We start from the raw sequence: 24,795 nt of genomic DNA on the forward strand, positions 1-24,795 counted from the left end.
ACCGCCTGCGCTATGATCGCCGGGTGGCGACGAGGGCGAAAAGGGGGGAAGGGACCGCGGCGGGTCCGGCCTATCCCATCGCCTCCGTGGACAACGTACTGCGGCTGCTGCTGATGTTCCGCGACCGCAGGCAGCTCCGGCTCTCCGACGCGGCCCAGGCCCTCGGGGTGGCCGACTCCACCGCGCACCGGCTGCTCGCCATGCTCATCCACCACGACTTCGTACGGCGCGACGACGAGACCCGCGGCTATGTGGCGGGCTCCGCCCTCCTGGAGATCGGTCTCGCCACCGTCCGCAACCTCGACATCCGCACCCTCGCCCGCCCCATCCTCGCCGAGCTGGCGCACGAGGTGAACGAGACCGTGCACCTGGCGCAGTTGGAGGGCGGCCGCATCCGCTACCTCGTCGGCGCCGAGGGAGGACACGACCTGCGGATCGCCGACCGCACAGGACAGCTCATGCCCGCCCACCACACGGCCACCGGCAAGGCGCTGCTGGCCGAGCTGACCGCGGGCCAACTGGACGAGCTGTTCCCGACCGTCACCTCGGGCAACAGACCTGACGGCCTCACGGCGGCCGAGCGCACCGCCCTCGACGCCGAGCTGGCACAGGTGCGCGAGCGCGGCTACGCCACCAACACCCGCTCGGACGAGATCGTGTCCATCGCCACGGCCGTGCGGGACGACCGGGGCATCGCCATCGCGTCCCTGAACGCCTCGGCGCCCGCCACCCGCATGGACACCCCCCACCGCGCCAAGGTGATCCGCCATCTGCACGCCGCCTCGGTCCAACTGGAACGCCTGCTGTCCAACCGGGTGAGCTGACCCGACGCCGACCGGGCCGCCTCCGCTTAGGAACGGATCTGTCCTAACCGTCTTCTACCGTGCCCGCATGACCACGCATCCCGTCCCCTTCCGTATCGACATCCCCGACACCGACCTCGACGACCTGAACCGGCGGCTGGCCGCCACCCGGTGGCCCGACGAACTGCCCGGCGTCGGCTGGACCTACGGCATCCCGACCGGCTACGTACGCGAGCTGGCCGAGTACTGGCGTACCGGATTCGACTGGCGGGCGGCCGAGGCCGCCCGCAACCGGTACCCGCAGTTCGTCACCGACATCGACGGGCAGCGCGTGCACTTCCTGCACGTCCGTGCGGCAGTGCCGGACGCGCCCGCGCTCGTGCTGGTGCACGGCTGGCCGTTCGAGGACTTCACCGCCATGATCGACGCGCTCACCGACCCCGTCGCGCACGGCGGCACCCCGCGCGACGCCTTCCACCTGGTGATCCCCACCCTGCCCGGGTTCGGCTTCTCCGGCCCGACCCGCACACCGGGCGCGGCGTCGACCGACCGCGCCGCGGAACTCGTCGCGGCCCTCATGGCACGGCTGGGGTACGGGCGCTACGGCGTACAGGGCGGAGACGCGGGCTCCTTCGTCGCACCGCAACTCGGCCGTATCGCCCCCGAGCACGTCATCGGCGTCCACCTCAACGACCCGATCACCATCCCCTCCGGGAGCGACGACGGAGCGGGCTTCGGCGCGAGTGACCAGGAGAAACTCGCGCGCATGAAGGACTGGAGCAGCAAGGAGACCTCGGGCTACGCGGCCGTCCACGGCACCCGCCCGCACACCCTCGCGCCCGCGGTGGCCGACTCGCCCGCGGGCATGATGGCATGGGTGCTGGACGTGGTGAACACCTTCAAGGACCCCGCCAGGGCCACACCCACCGACGCGATCGACCGCGACATGCTGCTCGCCAACCTGTCGGTCCTGTGGTTCACCAATACCGTCGGCTCGTCGATGCGGCTGTACAAGGAATCCAGGTTCTGGGGTGTGGAACTCCCCAACTCCGGTGTGCCCACCGGGATCGCGGTCTTCCCCGGCAACAACACGATCCGCGGCATCGCCGAGCAGCGGAACACCGTGGTGCGCTGGTCGGAGTTCGACCGCGGCGGCCACTTCGCACCGATGGAGGTCCCCGACCTCATGATCGGGGACCTGCGCGCGTTCTTCCGCGAACTGCGCTGAACCGCCCAACTGCCCGCTCGTGAAGCTGTGTTGACCGCCGCCCGCGCCGGGCGGTCCCCGCCCCGCCTGCCCCGGCGGTGTGCCGGTGGGGCGGTGCGGGCGGTGGCACGGTGCGGCGGGGCGAGCCTGGCTGTCCGTTCGCGCACACCACCAGGGCATCCGTATCGCGGAATCAATCATCCAATCCATTGACGCTCTATGAAGCCCTCGGCTAGCGTCGGCTTCCGACCCAATGAAACGTTTCATTCCTTGAGTCGCCGACCTATGTGCCGAAGGGAAGCCATGACAGGCACGACGCCCCGAATCCGGAGGTCCGCGATCACCATGGTTTCCGCAGGTGCCCTGGTGGCGGCGGGCCTCGCCGGCTGCGGCGGTTCCTCGTCCGCGCGGGACGGCACGACCACCGTCTCGATCGCGGTGCGCGCGCACTTCACCGAGCAGATGCAGCAGATCACGGCGCAGTACCACAAGCTGCATCCGGAGGTCAGGTTCACCACGCAGACCCTGCCCGACGACAACACGCAGTACTTGCAGCGGCTGGTCACCGCCCGGATGGGCGGCAAGGTCCCGGATGTCATCGAGTCGATCGACACCCTGGTGAACCAGCTCTCCAGCAGCAAGGTCACCACGGACCTCACCCCCTACCTGGCGCGGAAGGAGAACGGCGTCTCGGCCGGAAGCTTCCTCCCGCAGTTCCTCGGCGCCTACCGGCCGCTGTCGGACTCCGGCAGGGTCGAGGGCGTCCCGGTGGGGGCGGACACCTACGTGCTGTATTACAACAAGGACCTCTTCGCGCGGTACCACGTCCCCCTCCCCACCGACTCATGGACGTACGACGACATGTACGCGGCGTCCAAGGCGATCACGCGGGCCGCGAAGGGCAAGGCGTTCGGAATGGTCCAGACCGACCTTCAGCAGGGTGAGTACAACCCGGTGATCGACGCGTTCGGCGGCTATGTGTACGACAAGGCGAAGCACAGGACCGGCATCGGTGAACCGGCCGCCGTCAAGGCGTGGAAGTACCTGCTCAAGCCCTACCAGGACGGCACCTTCGCCCCGTACGAGATCGGGTCGAGCCCGTCGGCGCCGACCTTCCAGAGCGGCCGGGTCGCCATGCTGCTCGGCGCGCGCAAGAACGTGCCGACCTTCCGCCAGCAGCTCGACGCGGACTGGGATGTGGCGCCGGTGCCCACCATCCGTGGCAAGCGGCCGATCGGCGGTGGCAGCTACGGGCTCGCGATATCGAGCACGAGCCGGCACAAGGACGCCGCCTGGTCGTTCCTGAGCTGGTTCTACACCGAGAAGGGCGGCGAGACGACGCTCCAGAACAGCTACCAGATCCTCCCGGCGACGAAGGCCGGTATCACGGACGGGTCGTGGAAGTCGCTGCCCGCACCGCCCACCAGGGCCTCCGTCTTCGCCGACGCGGTCACCGGGGCGCTCATGGCGCCGCAACTGCCCAAGTCCGCGCAGGGAACGCTGACCACGGCGCTGATCGCCGCGGACCAGAAGGTGCTGCTCGACGGCGAGTCGGTCGAGGACGCGTTCGGCGCCGCGGCCGACCAGGTGAACGCGGCGATCGAGGCGTCCCGATGACCCTCGCAAGCCCGGCCCGTACGGCCGGACGCCGCGGTCTTGGCGCCAGGGCCCGTGACGAGGCCGCGGCGGCCGTGTTCGTCGGCCCAAACGTCGTGCTGTACACGGTGTTCGTCGCCGTCCCCGCGCTCGCCGGTCTCGCGCTCAGCTTCTTCGAGTGGGATCTGATCGACGCCCCGGCCTTCGTCGGGTTCGACAACTTCTCGAAGATGTTCGTGGACCCGAACGTCGTTCCCAGCCTGCTGGTCACGGTCGAGTTCCTGGTGCTCGGCGTCATCCCCACGATCATCGTCGGATTCCTGCTGGCGGTGCTCGTCAACGCCCGTATGCGCGGGGTCGGTGTCGTGCGGGTCCTCTACTTCATCCCGCTCGTCGTGAGCGCCGCCGTCTCGTCCGTGCTCTGGGGATGGCTGTACCAGCCGCAGTCCGGGATGCTGAACTCGATCATCGGCGTGTTCGGCGCGGACCCGGTCCCCTGGCTCTCCAGGACGGCGTGGGCGCTTCCGGCCCTGACGATCATGATCATCTGGATGAGCCTGCCGCTGGTCATCATCCTCTATCTCGCCGCGCTCCAGCGGATCTCGGACGATCTGCTCGACGCGGCACGGCTCGACGGCGCGGGGCCCTGGACCAGGGCACGGCACATCCTCTGGCCTGCGGTGTCGCACACCACGGTGCTCGTGGTCGCCCTGGAGATCCTGAACTTTATCGCCCTGCCGTTCGAGATCTCACTGATCATGACGCAGGGCGGGCCCCTCAACAGCACCATGACGCTGTCGCTCTACAGCTACCGGGTGGCGTTCGAACAGGGCGAGGTCGGGTATGCGGCGGCGCTGTCGATCCTGCAACTCCTCGTGATCGTGATTGTTGCGCTGCTGGCCCGGTATATACGCCGGGTGATCGACCGCCGAGGAAGGAACAAGGCATGACCGGACTGTCGTTGGAGCAGCCTGGCGTCCGATCGGGTACGGCTCGGCGGCGGGGGCTCACCCCGCAGCGCGCGACGTTCATCCTGCGCTGGGTGGTGATCGTCGCCTTCGGGCTGGCCATGGGCTTCCCCCTGCTCTACCTGTTCTCCTCGTCGCTGATGTCCGCCACGGACGTGTCCGCGTACCCGCCGCACCTGCTGCCGCCCTCGATCGACTGGGGCAACTACGCGGACGCGTACACCTACCTCACGGGCCGGACGATCGCGAACACGTTCATCTACGCCCTCGGCATCCTGGTGCTGCAACTGGTCATCACGCTGCCCGCGGGGTTCGCGCTCGCGAAGATCCGCTTCCGGGGGGCGCCGGTGATCCTCGCCCTGCTGGTGGTGCCGATGTTCCTGCCCACCAACGTCGTGCTCGTCCCGCTGTACGCCGTGACCCAGCAACTGGGGCTGATCGGCGACTACCCCGGAATGATCATTCCGGTGGTCGGGCGGACCGCGTTCGGCACGCTGCTGTTCCGCCAGTTCTTCCTTTCGCTGCCGACGGGGCTCATCGAGGCGGCGCGGCTGGACGGCGCGGGCTGGTTCCGCACGCTGTGGAGCATCGCGGCCCCCCTCGCGCGGCCCGCCATCGCGGCGTACGCCTCCATCACGTTCCTCAACGCCTGGAACGACTACATCTGGCCGCTGATCTCGGCGCCCGACGACGCGCACCGGGTGATGTCGGTGGCGCTCGCACCGCTCGCCAACGGCCAACTGTCGAACATCCCGCCGAACGTGGGCCTGGCGGCCGCGGTGATCAGTACGGTGCCGGTGCTCCTCGCCTTCCTGTTCGCCCAACGCTGGTACGTACAGGGCATCGTCGGCACCGGCGTCGACTACTGACCGACCCTGCCGCAGCCGCCCAAGACCTTCGGAGTACTGCCGTGAAAATCGAACGCATCGAGTCGATCGTCCTGCTTGAGCGGTTCCACATCGTGCGGGTGTTCACCGACGACGGACTCGTCGGGCTCGGCGAGGTCAGCCCCATGGGCCCTTCGGTCACCCACGCCTTCGTCGAGGACGTGCTGACGCCGCTGGTCGTCGGCCGCGACCCCGCGAACATCGAGCACATCTGGCACGACATGTATCACGTACCGCACAAACTCGGTCCGATGGGTGCCCAGCTCAATGCCATGGCCGGCATCGACATCGCGCTGTGGGACATCGCGGCCCAGCGCGCGGGCGTCCCGCTCTACGTGCTCCTCGGCGGCAGCGTCCGGGACCGGGTCGAGGTCTACGCCAGCTCGATGAGCCGCGACATGGAGCCCGTCGACGAGGCGCGCCGCGCGGCCCGGCTGCGGGAACAGGGGTACGGCTGGTACAAGATGCACTCCGCCACCCGGTGGATGTACGACCGGGGCCAGGACCGTACCGTCGAGACGGTGCGCGAGGTCCGCGCCGCCTGCGGCGACGACTTCCAGATCATGGTCGATGTGAACAACGCCTACCTTCCGCACACGGCGGTGCGCATCGCCCGGCAGCTTGAGGACCACGGGGTGTTCCACTTCGAGGAGCCGATCGCCGAACACGACCTGGACGGCTATGCGCGGCTGGTCTCGAAGGTGGACATCGCGGTCGCCGCGGGGGAGCAGCGCTACACACGCTGGCAGTTCCTCGATCTCATCCAGCACGGGCACGTCGACATCGTCCAGCCCGACGTGGTGAAGTGCGGCGGCGTCACCGAGTTCCGCAAGATCGCCGCGGTGGCGGGCGCGTTCAACCGCCCGGTCACGGTGCACAACACCCAGCCGGTGATCGGGACCATGGCGCATCTGCATCTGTGGCTGAGCACCCAGGGCTGCCTCTATCCGCAGGAGTACAACATCGAGCGCCACGCGCTGCGCGACGACTGGCCGCTCGCCGCAGCGGGCCCGGTGGTCGAGAACGGGTTCCTGCTCCCGCCGACCAGGCCGGGTCTCGGCGTCGAACTGGACGAGGACGTGCTCGCCAAGATCCGTACGACGTGACCGTGCCCGCCGACGGCCGCGGCACCGACGGCCCCCGTTCCGACGGCTTCGGTGGCGACGGGCTCGGCGACGAGGTGCGGCGGCTCTACGCGCGGCCGGCGCGCTGGCAGTCCTGGCTCGACATGGAGGCGGTGCTCGCGCGGGCCCAGGGCGAGCTGGGCCTCGTGCCGCAGGACGCGGTGGCCGCGATCGCCGCGGCCGCCGACGTGCGCCGCCTCGACGCGGAGCGGATCGAGCGCGACACGGTCCGCACCGGGCACGCCCTGGTGCCGGTGGTCTGGGAGCTGGCGCGGGTCGCGGGGCCCGACGCCGGGGGCTGGGTGCACTGGGGTGCGACCAGCCAGAACATCATGCAGACCGCCGACCTGGTCGTGCTCCGCCGGGTGCACGGCATCGTGCTGCGGCTGACCGGACGGGCACTCGCGGCAACGGCGGGTCTCGCCGAGCGCGGCGCCGACATGCCGATGGCGGGCAGGACCCACGGCCAGCACGCGGTGCCGCTGACCTTCGGGGTGAAGGCGGCGGCCTGGGCGGACGAGCTGATCCGGCACACCGAGCGGCTGCGGGCCGCGGAGCCGCGGGTCTTCACCGTGCTGTTCGGCGGCGCGGTCGGCACCTACGCGGGTCTCGGGGAGCAGGGGCGGCGGGTGCAGGAGGTGATCGCCCGCCGGTTGCGGATGACCTCGATGCCGGTCGCCTCCCGGAGCATCGCCGACCACCTCGTCGAGTACGTCACCCTGCTCGGCCTGCTGGCCGGAACCGTGGGAAAGGTCGCCGACGAGATCGCGACGCTGATGGGCACGGAGTACGGCGAGGCGGCCGAGCCCTTCGGGTCCGGAAGTATCGGCAGCTCGACCATGCCGCAGAAGCGCAATCCGCACCTGTGCCAGGACGTCTCGGCCGCCGCCGCGGTCGTGCGCTCCTGTGTCGCTCCGGCGCTGGAGTCGATGAACATGCGTCACGAGTCCGACCGGGGCCGCAGCCTCGTCCTGATCGCGACGGTGGAGCGCGCGGCCATCGCGTCCTGCGACATGCTGCGCGGGCTGGTCAGGCTGACCGAGGGCACGGTCTTGTTCCCCGAACGGATGCGCGCCAACCTCGGCCTGACGGGCGGTCTGATCATGGCGGAGGCGGTGATGATGCGCATCGCGACGGCGGTGGGGCGGCAGCGGGCGCACGAGATCGTCCACGAGGCGACGCTCGCCACGGGCGCGGGCCGGGGCCTGTTCGACGTGTTGAGCGCCGATCCACGGGTGGCCGCGCTGGTGTCGCAGGCCGACCTCGCCCGCATGCTCGACCCGGCGACGTACCTCGGGTTCAGCAGCACGCTCGCACACGAGACCGCGGCGCGGGCCAGGGAGGCGGTGCGGGCCTTGCGTGCCGCCGGTGACGGGGCGGGGCCAGGCCCGGAAGGGCCCACACCGGCGGACCCGTTCCTGAGCTGACGCGAACGGGTCGCGTCCCCGGCATCGGTCGTCCGTCTCTATCCGCGGCTGTGCTCCGCGGTGGCGCAAATGTTGCAGAGGATGCGGCGCGCCGCGTGCGGCTGGGTGGCCAGGCCCGTTCCGTTGTTGTGGTGGAGGATCTGGGACACGGCCTCGGCGTGCGTCTGGCAGAGGCCGATGCTGCAAATGTTGCAGCTCGCCACCGCGGGGGTGGACGTGGGGGTGGCGAGGGTCTGGCACTCGTAGCAGTTCATGATCCGCCTTTACCGCGTCGGGGGGTGGGTGCTGTCGGGGGTGCTTCGGTCCTGAGGAGCCATCAGCCCGTGGGCGGGCGGTTCGATCGGGGTGCTCGGGCGGGGTCCGTCGCCGTTCGACGAGGGGGAGTGGCGGTGCGGCCGCCGGGAGTGTCACGGGGCGCGGGGCACCGACGTGGAACGGGGCGTCGGGGCCGGGTCCTGACGACGGTCTCTCACGCCTCCGTGGGCGGTGCCGTCGGGCATGGGCGTCTCCTACTCGCTTGGCACCAGTGCTGGTGCGCCGTCGCAAGTAGGGACCGTTGGCGGCCGGTGAGCCGCGGTTCGGGTACGGCGGGCCCCACCGCCGCTCGGCGCCCGGGGGCACCGATGTGCTCAGGGTACTGCGAGATGCGGTTCGTGTCGCTCCGGTGGGAGCGGGTGGCAGGCGGCGGGCCCGGGCCTTCGGCGGGGGGCCCGGCGCGCCCTTCCCCGCGCGCCAGACGTCCCCCGGCCTCCGGCTTCCGGGCCCGGCGTGCCGCGTTCCGGCAGGTCAGGGGAGGGAGTACAGACCGGCTCCCGGGGAGGGGGCCTGCCCGTTCAGCTCGCGTTCGTGCACATGGCGCAGGTCGTGGAGCCGGCCCTGGATCGGCGGCCGCAGGGGCAGCCCGTCGAGCGACGCCATGGGGACGAACCGGGGCCGGTGCGCGCGCTCCAGCGGCTGGGGGGTGCCCGGCACACCGCCGGTGGGGTAGAGGACGATCTCCACGATGTGGCGCCCGTTCGGACGGTCGTGGATGTCGAGGACGAGCGCGCAGTGCAGCGCCCCGGCCTCAAGACCGGTCTCCTCGCGCAGCTCCCGTCGCGCACATGCGATCAGCCCTTCGTCCGTGCGGACGTGCCCGCCGGGAAGTTTCCACACGGGCCGGCCGTCCTCCTCGCTTTGCAGCAGCAACAGCGAGGAGTCCCGGAAGACCGCCACCGAGCAGCGGGTCTCGGCGGGGTCGCGGTGAGTGATGCGGTCTGACATGGGACACCTCTGCGATTCCGGCCCACGGCCTTATGGACTTCGCAGAGACCGTCAGCGGAGAAATCCGCGGTTGTGGCGGGCCTCATCACCGTCGCCCTCCCATTCTCGCTCTCCCGCGCAGGCACGGGCAACAATGCGCGGAAAGGAACGGGGGTAATCCCTGCCGTGGGGGATCGAGGGGGCGCGGGTCCGTATCCTGTCGTCCCGACTCGTGAGAGTGGCAGGTTGGGGAATCGGGGGTCTCTCGCATGATCGAGCTGAAAATCCCGGAGATTTACTGGGACGACAAGAAGGCCGCGTGCCTGTTGCACGAGTACTTCGCAGAAAAGCGCTCGAAGGGGGACCTCTACTACTCGGGCGCGTGCTTCGAGCGCCTGGGTGGCGGCGGGGACGCCGCGCACGTCGCGAACCGCTTCGACGCCGACGACCTGATCGCCCTCACCCTGCTCAGCGTGGGCCTGGAGCCGCACGGAGCGCTCAACTGCCTGACGGACCCCGGCGGACACTGGACGCGCCTGCTGTCACTCATCCCGCGTGACGCCCGTCTGGAAGATCCCGCGAGCGATGCGCTCGTGGCGAAGGACGGACCCGCCTGGGAGCTGTGGGAGCGGCTGGCCGACGGCAGGCGGTACCCCGGGAAGCCCGACGGCGGAGGCCCGATCGTCGCCGGGAAACTGCTGGCCCGCAAGCGTCCCCACCTCATCCCCGTCTACGACATCCGTATCAAGCGACTCTTCGGACGGCCGAGGGTGGACCACTCGTACTGGGCCGCACTGGCCGCTGCCCTGCGGGCGGACAACGGAGCCCTCCGCGACCAGTTGGTCCGTCTCCGCGACCGGTCGGGCATCGGCGACGACATCGGCGTCCTGCGGGTGTTCGACGTCATCGCCTGGATGTACCAGGGCCGACCGGATCAGGCGACGTCCCGGCCGAAGCGGTAGGTGAGGCACCGTTCCAACAGGCCCAGGGCCGCCCGCAGTTCCGGGTCCCCGATGCTGCGCAGCAGTTGCCGTACCTCGTGGAGGTCGGGCGGGGACATCCGTGGCAGCGGGCGTTCCAACAGGGCGCGGGCGGACGCGAGATGGGGGCCGTGGAGTTCCAGGACCTGGTGGACCGGACCGTGGGGTGTCGCCGCCGCCAGGTCCCCGTGTGCGGACAGCGCCACCGGGTGCCTGAGCGCGTCCGTGGGGGCCGCAAGCAGGGGAGGCGCGTCCTCGTCGGTGCCGCCCCCGCCCGGGCCACCGGCAAGGCTCAGCGCGAAGTCGAGCACGGGCGGGTGCCGCCGCCAGAAGTCCCAGGGCCATCTCTCCAGCGCCTGGCCCTCGTGGCGTTCGACGCACCGGGGGCGCCCGTCGAGGTCCCATATCTCGGTGCGGGGGAAGGCGCGCGGCGCCATGCGGCGGCGGACGGCGACCCGCGTGGGGGAGAGGAGGGCCACCACGGGATACGACTCCCCTTCGGCGGCGCCCCGTTCCAACCGGGCACCGGCCACCGGCCGCCCGTCCTCGTCGGCCACGGCGAGCCTGTCCCCGCCGACGACCGCGACGAGCCCCCGGCCGGGGAGCGTGGCGAAGGCGCCGGCCAGGGTGTCCGTGCCGTCGAACGGGCGGCCGTCACCGTCGACGAGGGGCCGGGGCGCGAGCCGCAGCCGTGCCGCGCCCGGGTCGGCGAAGACCAGCACACCGTCCTGGTCCAGTCCGACCGCGCCGCCGCTCGCCGAGCGCCGCAGCGTCGAGAGGTGCCGCCCATGGACGGCGCGCGCATGCGAGGGGGCCGCCCACACGATCTCGTCGTACGTCCCCCGGCGCGAGTGGTGGCCGATGTGCAGCAGCACATCGTCGGCGAGGTGGATCAGGCCCCGCACATGCACGCCGTCGCGCAGCCGCCTGGTGAGGAGCCTTCGCCGGTCGCCCGACGCCAGGTCGAAGCGGTGCACCTCGACGAGCGAGTCGAGCCGTAGGGGGCGGATCGTCGACGCCACCACGGCGAGCCGTGCCGCGTCGGGCGAGAACGCCGCCCCGCCCAGCCCGACACCGCCCCCGGGAGCCCACAGCCGGGTGACCGGCCGCTGCGGAGCCCGCGCCACCGCGGCGGCGATACGGTCAGGTGCCGCGGCGGCCAGCAGGCCGAGCACCCCGCGGTCACCTCCCGTACGGTGCTCGGGCGGCAGCAGCGCCGCCACCGCCACGGCGTGTCGCAGGGGCAGGCCGAGCGCGAGCCGCCGCAGCTCGTCCCCGCTGCCCCGCCCGGCCAACCGCCGCGCCAGGCACAGTACTTCCGCTGCCGACAGGGCCGCGACGCCCTCGTGCGTGTCGCCGGTGACGAGGGCACGCAGGGCCGCGGGGTCGCCCGCCGCCACCAGCGCCGTACGCAGTCGGCGGCGCGTGTCGTCGTCGGCGCCGCGGTAGGCGAGCGACAGCAGTCGCCCCTCCGGGTCGAGCGCCCGGCGCTGCTCGTGCCGGCCCACCAGCGCCAGGAAGGCCGCACGGGCCGCCGGGTCCTCGGGCGCCACCGCCAGCAGATCCCGCTCGTCCGCGCGCGGCAGCGCCCCCGGCCGCGTCCGTACCGCGTCCTGTGCGTCCGTATCGCCGTCGCCCACGGCACGCACCAGCCGCCGCCAGGCGCGCGCCGCCCGCGCCCCCCTGCTCCCGTCGCCGCGCCGCACGACGGCGCGCGCGAGCAGCCGCCCCGCACCCGCCGCCGTCCCGCGCGCCGTGTCCATCCCCCGAGGATGCCACCGCCGCCTGGCGGTTCCCGCGCGGCGTGACGCGCGTCGTTTAGGGGGCAGGGCCAAGGGCAGGCATGTAGCTGTTCCGTGCCGGGGCGGGCCCTGGGGAGGGCGTCCGCGGGCGAGCGGAGTGGGTCGAGTGGTGGGGGCGCGCGTGGAACTCGTCGGGCGGCAACGGGAGATGGCCGAGCTGGGGGACGTGCTCGCACGGGCACGCCTGAACCACGGCACCGCGGTGTTCGTGATGGGGGAGCCCGGGGTCGGCAAGACCCGGCTCTGTACCGAGGCGGTGGGCATCGCCGCGGACACCGGCATGGCGGTCCTCAAGGGCCGCTGCACCGTCACCGGGCCCGCCGTGCCCTACCGCCCGCTCACCGAGGCACTGCTCTCGCTCGCGCGCGACGGCGCCAGGGCGCCGGTCGCCGCGCTCGGCCCCTACCGGCCCGTGCTCGGCCGCCTGGTGCCCGAGTGGTCCACGGGCGAGAAGTGCGACGAGTCACCCGTGGTGCTTGCCGAGGCCGTACTACGGCTCACCAGCGCGCTCGGCGCGGGCCGCGGCTGCCTCCTCGTCGTGGACGACCTCCACGACGCCGACCCCGAGACCCTGGCCGTCGTCGAGTACCTGTCCGCGAACGTCGCGGCGGCGCCCGTCGCGGTCCTCGCCACCGCACGCTCCGCGCCCTCGCCCGCCGCCGAACTGGCGAGCGCCGTCGCCCAGCGCGGCGAGGGCGCCGTCCTGCCGCTCGACAGGCTCGCCGCGGACGACACCCACCGGCTGGCCGCCGCCTGCCTCGGCTGCCCGCCCGACGACCTGCCGGCCGAGGTGTCCGAGCGGGTGCTGCGCGACAGCGGCGGCATCCCCTTCGTCGCCCAGGAGCTGGTACGCGGCATGCGCGCCGGGGGCGAGCTGCGGCACGCCGACGGCCGCTGGCGGCTCGACCCCGCGGCGCGCTCCCCGATGCCGTTCACGCTGGTACGGGCCGTGGAGCAGCGCGCCGAGCGGCTGGGCCCCGAGGGCCTGCGGATGCTGTCGGCCGCCGCCGTGCTCGGCCGGATCTTCCCGCTGTCCGTCGTGAGGGAGTGCGCGGGGCTCGGCGAGGAGGCCCTGCTCGGCTGTCTGCGCTCCGCGGTGGCCGAGGGCCTGCTGCTGCCCGACGAGCGCGGCCCCGACTGGTACGCCTTCGAACACCCGCTGGCCGAGGAGGCACTGCGCTCCCGCCTCACCCCCGTCGACCGCGCCGCGCTCTGCGCACGCGCCGCCGACGCCGTGGCCGCGCTCCACCCCGGGCTGCCCGGCACCTGGTGCGAGCTTGCCGCCCGGCTCAGACGCCACGCCGGGGACCGCACCGCCGCGGCCGACCTCTACCTGGAGGTCGCGAGACGCGCCCTCGCGGGCAGCGGCCCCGGCACCGCCATCGCCGTGCTCGACGAGGCGCTGCGAATGCTCGGCGCCGAGGGGCAGGGGCCCCAGGGGCACGACCGCCGCGACCTGTTGGAGACCCTGCTGTTCGCGCTGGCCGACGACGGGCAGTTCGACCGGGCCGCCGCCGTCGCCGCCCGGCTGCGCAGAATCGACGTCGCCACCCAGGTCGACCTGACACGCCGGGTCGACCTGCACGTCAGACTCGCCCGCGCCGCCGAGGTCGCAGGCCGCTGGGAGGAGGGCCTGGGCCAGGTAGCCGCGGCCCGCGCGCTGCTGCCGCCGGGCGCGGGCAAGGAGGACACCGCGCCCGTCGACGCCGTCGAGGCGTACCTCACGGTGTCGGGGCCCGAACGCGGCGGCATCGCCCGCAGCGAGGAACTGGCCAGGCGCGCCATCGAGGGCGCCGAGCGGCGCGCCGACCCCGCGCTCGCCTGCCAGGGCTGGTACGCCGTCGGCTTCGCCAGCAGGGCCCGCTCCCTCGGCGAGTCCGACGCCTGCTTCCGCCGCACCCTGCGTATCGCCACCGACCACCACTTGGTCACCTGGCGCAACCACGGCCTCATCGGCATCGGCAACAACGCCTGGCTCGCCGAGGGCGACGCCACAGGACTGGTGGACGCGCACCGCGAGGCGCTGCGCACCGGCTGCGTCAGCCTCGCCCACAACGCCGCCGCGATGCTCGGCTTCGACGCCGTCCTCCGCTCCCGCTTCGAACGGGCCACCGTGCTCCTCGACGGCGTCGTCGAGGAGACCAGCAGGCTCAAGCTGTACTCCGTCGCCCGCCACGCCCTGATGCTGCGCTCCGTCGCCCACGCCCACCGGGCCGACCGCCAGGGGATGCGGGCCGCGCTCGCCGAGTTCCGCGCCCTCGGCGGCGAGCAGTCCCGCGAGGCGCCGCTGGTGCTGGGGCTCGCCGAGCTGTTCTGCGCGCTGCTCGAAGAGGACCACGAGGCCGCCGCGTCCGTCGCCGCCGCCCTCGGCACCGGGCAGCCGCGCGAGGGCTTCTTCCACTTCTCCGGCATCCACGGCCTCGTCCTGCTGCTCGGCGTGCTGCGCGGACGCGCCGGGTGGACCGAGTACGACACCACGCATGCGGCGCAGGCCGGCCGGATGCGCTGGAACCGGCAGTTCGTCGGCCTGGCCGAGGCCGTCCTGCTGGGCCGCGAGGGACGCGCCGCCGACGCGTCGGCTGCCCTCGCCGCCGCCCTGCGCAGCGCCGAGATCTACCCCACGGCCCGCCATCTCGGCCTGCGTCTCGTCGCCGACGTGGCGCTCGCGGACGGCTGGGGCGAGCCGCGCCGCTGGCTGGCCGAGAGCGAGGGCTACTTCCACCGCACCGGGGCCACCGCCGTCGCCGCCGCCTGCCGGGCGCGGCTGCGCAGCCTCGGCGTGCACGTGGGCCAGCGCAGGTCGGGCACCGAGCGCATCCCCGACGAACTGCGCACCCGGGGCGTCACCGCCCGCGAGTTCGACGTGTTCCGGCTGCTCACCGACCGCCTCGGCAACAAGGAGATCGCCGCGCGCCTGCATATCTCCGACCGCACCGTGGAGAAGCACGTCGCGAGCCTGATCGGCAAGACCGGGGTGCGGGGCCGCGGCAAGCTCTGCTCGTACGCGTCCGAGCTGATCGGCGCCCGGACCCCCGGCCGGGACTGACGCCCCGGGACACGCGCGGCCGGGCGCCGGGACCCCTGAGCGGTCCCGCCACCCGGCCACGGCCCGCCGCTCAGCCCGCGACGGTGGTGGGGCCGCCGCCCGTCATCGACAGCACCGTGACGACACCGCCGACACTGAGGCCCGCGAGGGCCGCCGTGCGCAGCAGCGCCCGCCGGGCAGCCGCGCCCGCGGCGCCGCCGCGCCCGGCCTCGGCCGCCTCCCCGCTCAGGGACGCGGCCTGCCGCTCCGCGTCCGCGGCGGGCTCGGGGGTGGTGGGGTTCTCCGTTGCTTCCATGGGTTCTGCTCCTTGGGGGAGGTGGGTACTGGCATGTGCGCGGGACCCGCCGCGTGGGGCGGCAGGGCCGGTGGTGTGCCGGGGCCGCGGGCGAGCCGCAGCAGCCCGTGGCCGACGCCCGCGAGACCGGTCAGCAGCCCCGGCACGGGCACACCGCCCGGGGCGCCGCACCGTACGCCGCCGCGGCGGATCTCATCGAGCAGCCGGGCGCCCGCGACACCCAGCGCCGTCCCGGCCCGCCGGTCCCCGGCGTCCCGCAGGGCGGCGAGCCGTTCGAGGCCGTGCACGGCGCCGTGGCACAGGGAGTGGTCGCGGGCCGCGGAGGGGTGCCGCGGGCGCGGGCAGCCGCACACCGCGTCACCGGCCGCACCGCCGCCCGTACGATTACGGCGGTCGCCGCCCGGGTCGCCCCTGTTGCCGGTGTCTCCTGCGGCACCGGGGTCGCGGGAGCGCAACTCGTCCGCGAGAGCGGCCACTTCGGGCAGTCCGGTGGCGGCGTGCAGGGCGCGTGCCGCGGGCAGCGCTGCCGCGTCGCCCGCGCGGCAGGCGGTGGCGAACGCGGCGAGCGCCGCACACCCCGCCGCCGCGAGGTCCGCGCTGTCGAGCAGCGACGCCAGGCGTACGGCGGCGTACGCGATGCCGCCGAGGCCGCCGCGCAGACCGGGGCCCACCGCGGCGGCCACGTCCGGTGCCGCCGCGAGCGCCCGGGTGAGCGCGGGCAGCGGGGCCACCGCCAGCGCGGCCGCCTCCTGGTAGCGGGCGAGCCCGGTGGCGCGCGCCAACTCCGCGAGGAAGAGGGCGACTCCGGGGTATCCGTCGCCCAGGTCGGCGCCGAGCGGCAGCACCGACCAGTGCGTGCCGTCCGGCCTGCCGAGCCCCGCCCAGTTCACCCGCACGCCGTCCCGCGAGGCGCGGCGCAGCAGTTCGTCCCCGAGCCAGGTTGCCGCGGCCACCGCGCCCCGCACACCGCGCGGCGCGACGAGCGCCGCAAGCCCCGGTGAACGCCCCTGCCGTGCCGGTGACTTGGTGGCAAGCGCGGCCGCGATCAGCCACTCCTGGCGGGCGAGGTCGGCGCCGCCGAGCCGCGGCAGCTTCGCCCGTACCGCCGCGAGGCCCGGCCGCGGCAGCAGCCCCGGCAGCGCGCCGCCGTCCGGGGTGAGCACGCTTCGGCCGCCGACCGCGGCCTCGAAGACCGGTACGTCGCCGGTGGCGAGGCACGCGGCCTCGGCGGGCACGAGGTGCGCCTGCTCCGGGTGGCCCGTGGGGGAGTGCAGGGCGTCGAAGGACGCCAGGAGCGCGGTGTGGTCACGCAGCGCCTGCGGCGCGGTGGCCTCGTCGAGGAGGTCCGCGTAGGTCTGGGTGGGCCGCGGCACGAACCTCAGCCTCTCCGCGGCGAACCGGTCCAACGGGCCGCCGTCCCGCCCGAGTTCGGCGGCGCGGGCGGTGAGCCCCCGGTAGCAGGCCCTGAAGCCGCGGCGCAGGTCGGCCGCGTGGGCCGCGGGGTCGGCCGGTACACCGCGCGACAGCGGCCGGTTGGTGCCGTCGAAGCGCGCCGCCCTGTCGTACACCAGCCGCATGGTGTCGGTGCCCGGGTCGGCCCAGCGGGGCAGCCCCGCCGCGACCGCCTCACCCGGCAGCGCGCCCACCGCCGACACGTCGAGGAACCCGTACCCGCCGAAGAGGGCGGCGGGCAGGACCGAGGTGCGCAGCACCGAGTCGGCCAGCGCGGCGAGCACCGGGTCGCCGCCGCCGTCGGTGCCGGGCGGCCGGCAGGGGTGGAAAAGGGTCTCCACGTCCACGACGACCGGCTGGTCGCCGTGCGCCAGCACGTTCTGGCCGTGGATGTCGGTGGCGTCCACGGCGTACAGCAGGGCGAGTTGGGCGCCGAGCCTGCGGTAGAAGCGGCGCACCGCCGCCCGGTCGGCCGCGGGCGCCGGGGGCACGTACTCCGCCCAGCCGTATCCGCCGCGCGGCAGCAGCCGCACCGGGCGGGGGGACTCGGCGCCGTACTCGGCAAGCAGCTCGTTCCAGCGGGCGTGCATGCCGAGCGGGCGCGGTTTGTAGACGAGCCGGGGCGTGCCGCCGAAGTCGAGCACCGCCACCGTGCGCCCGCCGCGGTGCGGCTCGCCGAGACCGAGGCGCACCGCGGTCAGCGGCCCCGCGCCGCCGCCGAGGAGCCCCGCCGCCAGCGCGCCCCGGTCGGCGGCCAGCCGCGACGCAAGCTCGGCCGCGGCGTCCACGGCGGCGAGCGCGCGCTCGCCGAGCAGCCGCGCGAGCACCGGGTACCGGCGCAGCAGCGCGGCCGTGGCGCCCGGCGCGCACAGCCCCAGGACGAAGTCGGCGAAGCGCTCCGCGGGATCGCGCCCGCGCAGGGTGCCCGCCGCGCGCGCCTGCGCCAGCTCGTGCGCGAAGGTGCGGGCGGCGAGCCGTACGAGACACCCGGCGAGCCAGTCGCGCGCACCCGCGCCGACCACCGCGGCCTGCGCCGGGTCGGCCTGCGCGGCGCACACCGCGAAGCGCGCCCCCGCCGCCGCGAGGAGCGGCGCGAGCGGCGGCAGCCACACCGCCTCGGGAGAGGGGATGTCGGGGCGCGGCCCCCATGTTCCCTCGCCGCCCGGCACGTTCACGGGGGCCTCGCCGAACGCCTCGTCGACGAAGACGGCCCAGGCCGGCGGCGCGGGGGTGCGGCGCCGCTCGGCGTCGGACAGGGCCCGCGACCACCAGGATCGCCGCCCCGTCTCCCGCGCCGTGGCCTGAGTGCTCGGTATGACGGGCATGCGGCGACCCTTTCAGAACCGCGCCCGGCGGCACATGGGTAGATGTCCCCCATATTTTCCTCCCGGCGCCGCGGGCCGCCTCCCGGGCGCCGCGGGCGGAATCCGGGGGCCCGTCCCCCATGCGGCGCGGCGGCGCACGGTGGGAGATTCACCGCATGAGCGGCTCGATCACGACGTTCGGGGAACTGTCGGTACGCCCGGCCCCGCCCACGGGCGCGTCGCAGCAGGACACGCGGGTCCTGGGCGCGGCGCCCGAGCGGCCCTTCGAACTGGGCGGGCCCAAGCCGCGGTTGCTGCTCGCGCTGCTCGTCGCCCGGGCCAACTCGGCGTTCCGCGTGGGCGATCTCATCGACGCGCTCTGGGGCGAGCGCCCGCCGCGCACCGCGCGCAAGAACCTCCAGGTCTACGTCTCCCGGCTGCGGCGCGCCTTCGGACCCGCGCTGGTGCACACCCAGGGCGGCTATCTGCTGCGCCTCGCCCCCGAGGACTGCGACCTGGTCCGCTTCGAGGAACTGGCCCGCCACGGGCGCAGGCTGGCCAGGGACGGCGACCCGGGCGCCGCCGAGGCGCTGCGGCGCGCCGTCGGCCTCTGGCGCTGTCGCCCGCTGGCCGAGTTCGACACCGCGCCCGAGGTGGCCGCCGCCGTCGACCGGCTCGAACGGCTCTTCCTCGACGTCCTGGAGGACTGGGCGGAACTCGCCCTGGACTGCGGTGAGTCAGCCGTCGTCCTGGAACGCCTCCAGGACGTCGCGCGCCCCCAGGTCCCCCGCGAACGCCTCGCCGCCGTATGGATGCGCGCGCTCGCCTCTGTCGGCCGGGCCAACGAGGCGCTTGCCTACTACGAGGAGGTACGCCGCGCCCTGGCGGGGGAGTTGGGGGTGCCGCCCGGCCCCGTCCTCACCGCGCTGCACGCCCGGCTGCTGCGCCCGCCGGGCCCCGGCCGCCCGCGGCCCGAGCGTCCCGGCAACCAACTGCCGCGCGACCTGCCGGACTTCGTGGGCCGCGCCGAGCAGGTCGAGCGCGTGGTGGCGGAGTTGGCCGAGCCCGCATCGGGCGCCGGGGGCGTCCTGGTGGTGTCGGGCCCGGTGGGCGTCGGCAAGACCGCCTTCGCCGCGCACACCGCGCACCTGCTGGCGTCGGCGTTCCCCGACGGACTCCTGATGGTGGAGCTGGGCGGCAGGCCCCAGGACGCGGTGCTCGGTGAACTGCTCGACGCGGCAGGGGCGCCGCGCGGCGGCAGCCCCGCGCAGGAGCTGGCACGCTGGCGCTCCTGGGTCGCGCGGCGGCGGCTGCTCGTGGTGCTCGACGACGCGGTGTGGGGCCGCTCGGCGCAGGCGCTGCTGCCCGGCGCGGGACCCAGCGCCGCCCTCGTGACCAGCCGCTACCGGCTCGGCGGTATGCCCGCCGCGGTCCATGTGGACCTGCCGCCGCTCTGCCCGGAGGAGGGCGTCGAACTGCTCGGCCGCGTCGTCGGGCACGGCCGGGTGGTGTCCGACCCGGCCGCCGCGCACCGCATCGTGGACCTCTGCGAGGGCCTGCCGCTCGCCCTGCGCGCCACCGGGGCGCGGCTCAACACCCTGCGTCATGTGCCGCTCGCCGACTACGCGCGCCGGCTGCGCGCCGCACCGTGCCTCCTGGACGAGATGGCGGTCGGCGAACTCGTCCTGCGGGAGCGCTACGAGGCGTTCTGGCGCGACCTCCCCGAGCCCCAGCGCGCCGCCTACCGCTCGGTCGCCGCGCATACCCACGCGCCCGCGGCCCCGGCCCGCCCCACCCCGGCGGACGCCCCCGAGTCGCTGCTCGAATGCCATCTGCTGACCCCGCCGAACGCCGAGGTCAGCGCCCATCTGGTGGCGTACCGCATGTCGCGGTTCGCCTACGAGTTCGGCCGCGAGCGCGCGGCGGGCGACGGGGCGCGCCGGACGGACGCGCGGGAGGCCGCCGCCCCCTGACGGGGCGTCACGGCACGCGCCCCGTGCGCTCCCGGCTCGGACCGCGCGCGGGCACCCCCCGGGTCAAGCCGTGCGGGCTCGCAGGAAGTCGCGGAAGGCGTCGACCATGTGCTCGTCCGACTCCCGTACGCGCGGCTCCTCGGCCACACCGAGGGCCAGCGCCGCCTGGTGGGCGAAGAGCGCGAGGAGGTCCAGGTCCCGCAGCCCGGAGCGGGGCTGCGGGACCGGGTCGAGCACTTCGAGCACCCCAAGGACCCGGGGCCCGTCGTCGAACCCGGACACCAGGGGCGCCGCCATCAGCGCCTTGGGCACATAGCGGGTGGACTCCGCGAGGTCCCGCGCGAAGTCCGGCATGGACGCCAGGTCGTCCGCGATCATCGCCTGCCCCGATGCCGCCACCCAGCCCGCGATGCCGCGGTCCGCCGGGAACCGGGTCCCGACGAGGAAGTCCTCGCCCTCGCCCGAGACCGCCCGGAAGACCAGCTCCCCCGCCCCCTCGTCGAGCAGGAACACCGAGCTGGCCGCCGCGCCGAAGATGGCGCGCGCCACGTCGACCACGGACCTGAGCAGCGCGCTGGTGCGGTCGGACGGTGGTGGTGTCGGCACGGGGACCTCACTTCTGCCGGGTCGGGGAGGAATCGGGACCGCCCGCCGTCTGCCGCGGGCCGTGGCCGGCGCCGTCCCTGTGGACGTTGGCGGCGGCGAGGTAGAGCACGTTCTTCAACTGGAACACCGTCAGACCCGGGTGCTTCGACAGGATCAGCGCACACCGCCCCGCGATCCTCGGCGTGGCGAAGCTGTTGCCCGTGGTGCGGGTGACACAGCCGTCCCGCCACGCCACCCGCACGTCCCGGCCCATCGCGAAGAACTCCACCGGCGGCCGCGGGTTGTACAGGTACAGGTCGGGGTCGTCCTCCTGGTGGCTGCCGACCGACAGCACCGAGCAGAACCGCCAGGGGAAGCTCTCCACAGGGGTGTTGTGCGCCGACGCCACGATCGCGCTGCGCCCGAAGTAGGCGGCGTCCGCCAGCTCGTGCAGCTCCCGCACGAAACGGGTGTGGGTGGTGGACAGGCTCATGTTGATCACCTCGAAGCCCTGCTCCACCGCCCACCGCAGCCCGGCGAGCAGGAACGCGCCGCTGCCGGAGAAGCCCTCGCCGAGCACCCGCACACTGTGCACCTCGCACTCAGGGGCCACCTCGCGGATGATCCCGGCGCAGGCGGTGCCGTGCCCGCAGGTGTCGACGTCGTCCGCGGGCTCCACCCGGGGTCCTGTGTCCCCGGCCACCACCACGTGCGAGGAGGCCACCGGGCCCACCATCGGATGGCCGCCCTCCACCCCGCTGTCCACGACACACACCCGCACCCCGCCGCCGGTCGCCCCGCCCCAGGCCCAGTCGGGCGTCACCAGGGCGTTCCCGGCGGCGGGCACCGGGATGTCCTCGGGGCTCCTGTCGCGAAGCCCCCAGCTCAGCGCGGTGTTCATCGCCCTCCCCCGGTGTGCTCCGCCGTCGGCCCTGGCCCGCGGTGCGCCGCGGCGCGGGCCAGGTGCCCCGCGTGCTCCACCCGCCCCGCGCCCCCGGCGGCCATGAGCGACCGCGCCTCGGCGGCGCCCACCACATGCCCCTTGGCGAGGAACAGCCGCGCCGCCTCGCCCGCCGCCTCGCCCGCCGCCTCGCTCGCCGCCGCGGCGGCCCCCGCACCGCCTCCCCGCTCCGGCGGCGCCGCGGCGAGCAGCACCCGCGCCAGATCGAGCCGGGCGGTCGCGCGGGCCAGCGGCGAATCGGTCGAGTCCGCAGCGGCCACCGCGCGCAGCGCCAGCTCCCTGCCCCGGGCGGCGCGCCCCGCCGCGGCCTCGGCCAGCGCCCGTACCCCCAGGTCGTCGGCCGCGTCACCCGGCGGCAGCGCCCCGCCGCGCGCGGCAGGCAGCGGTTCGGGCGGGCGCCCGCGCCGCAGCCGCACCCGCGCCAGATCACGGCTCGCCGCGCCCAGCAGCGCGGGACCCCCGGCGGCACCGCAGCGCTCCACCGCGCTCACCAGCAGCCGCTCCGCCTCCTCGGCGGCCCCCGCAAGCGCCTCCACCCCGGCCGCGAACAGCGGTGCGAGTACGGCCACTTCGGCGTACCCCAGGTCGGCCGCGCACCGGTCGGCGGTGGCGAGGCAGTCCCGCGCCTCGGGGAAGCGCCCGCACAGCGCCAGCAGGTTCGCCAGCGGGTAGTTCAGCGTCACCAGCACCACCGCGTGCCCCGGGCCGTACTCGGCGAGCAGCGCCCGGCAGCGGCGTACCGCGTCGGGCGCCGGGGTCGGCCCGTGCCAGAGCGACACACCGAGCGCGCCGAGCGCCATGGCGAGTTCGGGCGCCGCGCCCGCCGCGACCGCGTGGCCGAGCGCCGCCGCGAGCAGCTCCACCGCCCTGCGGTGCCTGCCGCCCGACTGCTGCTCCTGCGCCAGCCGCACATAGGCCCGCGCCTGCCCGAGCCGGTCGCCCGCCGCCTCGAACACCGCGAGCCCGTCGCGCGCCGCCGCGGCGGCGGCCCCCGCCTCCGCCGCCGCGTCGAGCGAGGTGAGCTGGAGCCTGGCGTGCGCGTGCGCGAGCCGGTCGCCCGACGCCTCCGCCCCGGCCAGCACCGACCTGAGCAGCGCGGCGCCGCCCCCGGTGCGGCCGAGCGCGAGCCAGGTCTCCCCGAGGCCCTGCGCCGCCGTCGGCCACCAGGCGTCCTCGGCCGCCGACAGCGCCACCGCACGCTCGTACAGATCGGCCGACCAGGGCACGTCGGCCCGGGTCAGGGCCCTGCGGCCCGCGTCCGCGAGGGCACGTGCCGCCCGGCCGCGCAGCGCCTCGGTGTGCGCGTCGCGCCGCCCGAGGTCCCTGAGATGGGTGTACGCGCGCTCGGTGTGGTGCGCGGCCGCGGTCGGCGGGATGCCGGGGGTCCGCGCCAGCCGCTCGTGCCACTCGGCCCTGCGCCGCTTGCTCAGCCCGCCGTACGCCACGTCCCGCAGCAGCCCCGAGCCGAACTGGTAGCGGTCCTCGGCCCCGTCGGGCACCTGCTCCACCAGGCCCCTGCCCACCAGCCCGGCGAGCGCGGGGCCGGGGTCGCCGAACTCCTCGCCCAGCAGGCCCCGTACGTCCGCGGTGCGGAAGCGGCGGCCCACCACACACCCGGCGTCGAGCACCGTGCGCTCCGCGGCTGCCAGGGTGTCGATGCGCGCCGCGAGCACGGCGGTCACACTCGTCGGCAGCCCGCCGGGCCCGGCGCCGCCCGTGCCGCCGGTGCCGTCGGCGAGTATCGCAAGGAGCTGTTCGAGGAACAGCGGGTTGCCCTCGGCGCGCACCACCGCGTCGGCGGACGCCCGCGCCGCGTCCGATTCCTGACGCGGCGTCAACTCGGCCGCCAGGGCATGGCAGTCGGCCTCCGCGAGCGGTCCGAGGCGCAGCACCTCCACCGTGCCGGCCCCGGCGGTGGGGGCGGCGGTCTGCGGGGTCGTGTGGGGGGTCGCCGCCCCCGCGGCCGCCTGTCCTTGGGCGCCGAGCGCGGCGGCCCAGCCGCCCTCGCCGCCGGGCTCCGCGCGGCCCGCGCACACCAGCAGCAGCCGGGTGCGCGGCAGCGCGGCGCGCAGCCGCGCCACCGCGTCGAGCAGCAGCGGCCGCGACCACTGGAGGTCGTCGAGGACGAGTACGAGCGGCCGGTCGGCGGCCAGTCGGCCGAGCACCGCCGCCACCGCCGCGAAGGTCCCCTCGGGCGAGGGGCTGGGGGTGCCGTCGCTGAGCAGCCCGGCCCGCAGCACCCCGAGCCCGTGTCCTTCGGGCGGGGGCAGGCCCGCGCGCCCCGCCGCGTCCAGCAGCGCCCGTACGGCGTCGGCGAGCGGCGCGAGGCTGGGCTCGTCCCCGTAGGCGAGGCAGCGGCCTGTGCCGGTCAGCGCGCCCTGCCGCACCGGCGCCGCGAGCCACTCGCGCAGCAGCCGCGACTTGCCGATCCCGGCCTCGCCGCAGACCACGGCGAGCCGCCCCGCGCCGCCGCCGCACACCGGCTCCCAGAGGGCGGCGAGCCGCGCCAGCTCCGCCCCCCTGCCGACCAGCGGCGCGCCGGGGCGCCGCTCGCGGCCCCGGGCGAGGCCGGTCAGCCGGAAGCCCGGCACCGGGTCGCGCTTGCCCTTGAGCGCCAGCGGCCCGACGTCGCCGCCGAGCGCGGCGGCCCCGAGGAGCTGCCTGGTCGTGGGCCCGATGAGGACGGTCCCCTGGCGCGCCGCCTGCTCAAGACGCGCGGCCACGTTCACCACCTCGCCCGAGACCATCGTCTGCCCGCTCGCGCCGCCCGACGTCACCGCCTCCCCGGTGTTGACCCCGATGCGCACCGCGAGCGTGGCGCCCACGTCCCGCTCCAGATCGGCGTTGAGCCCGTCGAGCGCCGCCAGCATCCCGAGCGCGGCGGCGGCCGCGCGGTGCGCGTCGTCCTCGCGCACCACCGGCACCCCGAACACCGCCATCACGGCGTCCCCGATGAATTTCTCCACCGTGCCGCCGTATGTCTCGATGGTGGCGCGCATGGTATCGAAGTAGCGCAGCACCACCGTGCGCAGCGTCTCGGGCTCCAGCACCCCGGACAGTTCCGTCGAGCCCACCAGGTCGCAGAAGAGCGCGGTGATGATCTTGCGTTGGTCCGGCATCCCGGCTCCCTCCCTCGCCGCCCG

18 protein-coding genes and 1 riboswitch are annotated in these 24,795 nt (G+C 74.8%); of the genes, 10 read left to right on the forward strand and 8 right to left on the reverse strand.

The features are described 5' to 3' along the window. Positions 1-86 precede the first annotated feature (86 nt). The 7 genes from ACIBIW_RS27020 (at position 87) to ACIBIW_RS27050 (ending at position 8,012) form a co-directional block, all read left to right on the forward strand. The gene (locus tag ACIBIW_RS27020; protein WP_399339653.1) at positions 87-824 is read left to right on the forward strand and encodes an IclR family transcriptional regulator; all 738 of its coding nucleotides are present in this window, start codon (positions 87-89) and stop codon (positions 822-824) included. A 67-nt stretch (positions 825-891) separates the two neighbouring features. Beyond that, the gene (locus tag ACIBIW_RS27025) at positions 892-2,031 is read left to right on the forward strand and encodes an epoxide hydrolase family protein (RefSeq protein WP_399339654.1); all 1,140 of its coding nucleotides are present in this window, start codon (positions 892-894) and stop codon (positions 2,029-2,031) included. A 324-nt stretch (positions 2,032-2,355) separates the two neighbouring features. Next, the gene (locus ACIBIW_RS27030; protein WP_399339655.1) at positions 2,356-3,627 is read left to right on the forward strand and encodes an ABC transporter substrate-binding protein; all 1,272 of its coding nucleotides are present in this window, start codon (positions 2,356-2,358) and stop codon (positions 3,625-3,627) included. Further along, positions 3,624-4,556, forward strand: coding sequence for a carbohydrate ABC transporter permease (locus ACIBIW_RS27035; protein WP_399339656.1), 933 nt, complete (start codon positions 3,624-3,626; stop codon positions 4,554-4,556). Before ACIBIW_RS27030 ends, ACIBIW_RS27035 begins: the two co-directional genes overlap by 4 nt. After that, positions 4,553-5,443, forward strand: coding sequence for a carbohydrate ABC transporter permease (locus ACIBIW_RS27040; protein ID WP_399339657.1), 891 nt, complete (start codon positions 4,553-4,555; stop codon positions 5,441-5,443). Before ACIBIW_RS27035 ends, ACIBIW_RS27040 begins: the two co-directional genes overlap by 4 nt. A gap of 41 nt (positions 5,444-5,484) precedes the next feature. Then, positions 5,485-6,567 (forward strand): mandelate racemase/muconate lactonizing enzyme family protein, encoded by a 1,083-nt coding sequence (locus tag ACIBIW_RS27045; protein ID WP_399339658.1) that lies wholly within the window; start codon positions 5,485-5,487, stop codon positions 6,565-6,567. Next, entirely contained in the window at positions 6,564-8,012 is a 1,449-nt protein-coding gene (locus ACIBIW_RS27050; RefSeq protein WP_399339659.1) for an adenylosuccinate lyase family protein, read from the forward strand. The genes ACIBIW_RS27045 and ACIBIW_RS27050 overlap by 4 nt, the downstream gene beginning before the upstream one ends. A 38-nt stretch (positions 8,013-8,050) precedes the next feature. Here the strand turns inward: ACIBIW_RS27050 and ACIBIW_RS27055 are convergent, their stop codons facing one another. Continuing rightward, positions 8,051-8,266 carry a DUF2180 family protein gene (locus ACIBIW_RS27055; protein WP_399339660.1) on the reverse strand — a complete coding sequence of 72 codons (216 nt, stop codon included), beginning with the start codon at positions 8,264-8,266 and terminating at the stop codon, positions 8,051-8,053. A gap of 532 nt (positions 8,267-8,798) precedes the next feature. After that, entirely contained in the window at positions 8,799-9,275 is a 477-nt protein-coding gene (locus ACIBIW_RS27060) for an NUDIX hydrolase (RefSeq protein ID WP_399339661.1), read from the reverse strand. A 35-nt stretch (positions 9,276-9,310) separates the two neighbouring features. After that, positions 9,311-9,374: riboswitch (Fluoride riboswitch) on the reverse strand. Positions 9,375-9,523: 149 nt separating this feature from the next. Here ACIBIW_RS27060 and ACIBIW_RS27065 point away from each other — a divergent pair. Next, the gene (locus ACIBIW_RS27065; protein ID WP_399339662.1) at positions 9,524-10,216 is read left to right on the forward strand and encodes a DUF6308 family protein; all 693 of its coding nucleotides are present in this window, start codon (positions 9,524-9,526) and stop codon (positions 10,214-10,216) included. Here the strand turns inward: ACIBIW_RS27065 and ACIBIW_RS27070 are convergent. Further along, positions 10,189-11,997, reverse strand: coding sequence for a hypothetical protein (locus tag ACIBIW_RS27070; RefSeq protein WP_399339663.1), 1,809 nt, complete (start codon positions 11,995-11,997; stop codon positions 10,189-10,191). The two genes, ACIBIW_RS27065 and ACIBIW_RS27070, sit on opposite strands and share 28 nt — an antisense overlap. Positions 11,998-12,157: 160 nt before the next feature. Here ACIBIW_RS27070 and ACIBIW_RS27075 point away from each other — a divergent pair, with 160 nt between their 5' ends. Next, positions 12,158-15,082, forward strand: coding sequence for a helix-turn-helix transcriptional regulator (locus tag ACIBIW_RS27075; RefSeq protein ID WP_399339664.1), 2,925 nt, complete (start codon positions 12,158-12,160; stop codon positions 15,080-15,082). 70 nt (positions 15,083-15,152) lie between these two features. On the opposite strand, the gene ACIBIW_RS27080 is transcribed toward ACIBIW_RS27075, so the two are convergent. Both ACIBIW_RS27080 and ACIBIW_RS27085 read right to left on the reverse strand, forming a co-directional pair. Beyond that, positions 15,153-15,377, reverse strand: a complete 225-nt coding sequence (locus ACIBIW_RS27080) for a hypothetical protein (RefSeq protein ID WP_399339665.1) — start codon at positions 15,375-15,377, stop codon at positions 15,153-15,155. Beyond that, positions 15,308-18,154, reverse strand: coding sequence for a type 2 lanthipeptide synthetase LanM family protein (locus ACIBIW_RS27085; RefSeq protein ID WP_399339666.1), 2,847 nt, complete (start codon positions 18,152-18,154; stop codon positions 15,308-15,310). Before ACIBIW_RS27085 ends, ACIBIW_RS27080 begins: the two co-directional genes overlap by 70 nt. Positions 18,155-18,309: 155 nt before the next feature. Between ACIBIW_RS27085 and ACIBIW_RS27090 the strand changes: the two genes are divergently transcribed. Beyond that, positions 18,310-20,106 carry a BTAD domain-containing putative transcriptional regulator gene (locus ACIBIW_RS27090; RefSeq protein WP_399339667.1) on the forward strand — a complete coding sequence of 599 codons (1,797 nt, stop codon included), beginning with the start codon at positions 18,310-18,312 and terminating at the stop codon, positions 20,104-20,106. Positions 20,107-20,169: 63 nt separating this feature from the next. Here ACIBIW_RS27090 and ACIBIW_RS27095 read toward each other — a convergent pair whose 3' ends face one another. From ACIBIW_RS27095 to ACIBIW_RS27105, 3 genes are read right to left on the reverse strand one after another with little or no spacing between them, the layout of a single operon-like run. Then, positions 20,170-20,712 (reverse strand): GAF domain-containing protein, encoded by a 543-nt coding sequence (locus tag ACIBIW_RS27095; RefSeq protein ID WP_399339668.1) that lies wholly within the window; start codon positions 20,710-20,712, stop codon positions 20,170-20,172. A 7-nt stretch (positions 20,713-20,719) separates the two neighbouring features. Beyond that, entirely contained in the window at positions 20,720-21,592 is an 873-nt protein-coding gene (locus tag ACIBIW_RS27100) for a S8 family peptidase (protein WP_399339669.1), read from the reverse strand. After that, positions 21,589-24,771 (reverse strand): ATP-binding protein, encoded by a 3,183-nt coding sequence (locus tag ACIBIW_RS27105; RefSeq protein WP_399339670.1) that lies wholly within the window; start codon positions 24,769-24,771, stop codon positions 21,589-21,591. Before ACIBIW_RS27105 ends, ACIBIW_RS27100 begins: the two co-directional genes overlap by 4 nt. Positions 24,772-24,795 lie beyond the last annotated feature (24 nt).

Origin of the sequence: Streptomyces sp. NPDC050560, from assembly GCF_044457285.1 — a bacterium.
Lineage (GTDB): Bacteria > Actinomycetota > Actinomycetes > Streptomycetales > Streptomycetaceae > Streptomyces.